This is a genomic window from Plantactinospora solaniradicis (assembly GCF_042658085.1).
Classification (GTDB): Bacteria; Actinomycetota; Actinomycetes; order Mycobacteriales; family Micromonosporaceae; genus Plantactinospora; species Plantactinospora solaniradicis.
In genome coordinates, this window is sequence record NZ_JBHSPR010000067.1 from 1 (window position 1) to 1065 (window position 1065).

The window sequence follows — 1065 nt, forward strand, 5'->3', positions numbered from 1 at the left end:
CATAACATCAATCCGGATCCCGCGAAGGTCGTCTCCTACACCACCTGCGCGGACGTGACCGTGGTGAACGCCGCCCCGGCGCTTCCGCAAGATCTAACAGGCCGCTAACTACCTTGATCAGCCGCACTCATCTCGGCCATGTGAGTGTGCCCGATCCGGCTTCTCCGGGGATCGGGCAAGAGCGTTGGGGAGCAGATTGGGAGCAGATCTGCGCTCCCAACGGCTCTGAACGGCGCTCGACGGCCTTGACCTGCAAGTATCATCCCCCGCCCGACCTGCGGCCCTCGCGTCGTTGCTGGTCAGAGCATTGCTGTCCGTTCCTTGACACAACTGCGTGCAACGGCGCTGAACGGACTTCAACTGCTGTCTATCGTTCCTGGCAGAGTGAGGTGCGGGGGAGTGGTTGGTAACGAGCGGCTGACCTGCTGAACGTTTCATTGGGAGCGGATTTGGGAGCAGTCGCCGAGATGATCTCCGTCGCCTTCGATTCGAAGGCACGGGTCACGGCAGGTATTTGATCAAGGTGTTTAACAGGTGCGATGCGGAGCCTTGACCTCTTCCGCAACTCGGAAGGGTGCGCCAGGTCTGGCTTCCGGGGGTGGCCACGGAGCCTTGGGTGGTCTGGTCGCGTGGCCGGCCTCGGACTCCTCGCGGGCGTGGTCCACAGGGCAGGCAGTATGAGGCGCGCGCAGCGGGAGATCCGGATTTCCTTCAGGTTGCCGTTGACCTGGCGTGCCGTGTCCGGGGTTGACGAAACTCGCCGTTGAGCCGCGGCGGGCTGCCACTCGTATGGATGGACGAGCACAGGACGCTGGTCAGTGCGGTGTCGCGCCCGCCGCAGCGAGCCGCTGCCGCATCACGTCGACGGGCAGAGCGGCGTTCGCGGTGGCGGGCTCGGCCAGGTCCGGATCGTCGAGCAGCGTGACGATGCGCGGTACCGGTAGGTGCCCGTCCGGACCCGTCAACGACAGGCCCTGCTCCTTGGCCAACCGCACCAGGTCAGCCGCGGCCTGTTCCTCCGCCGACAGCTCGGGCCGCTTCTTCCTCGGGGTCACATCGTTCAGT

1 pseudogene is annotated in these 1065 nt (G+C 65.0%); it reads right to left on the reverse strand.

The features are described from left to right. Window positions 1-815: 815 nt before the first annotated feature. Window positions 816-1065 (reverse strand): annotated as a pseudogene (locus ACFP2T_RS42010) (hypothetical protein); the annotation flags it as partial.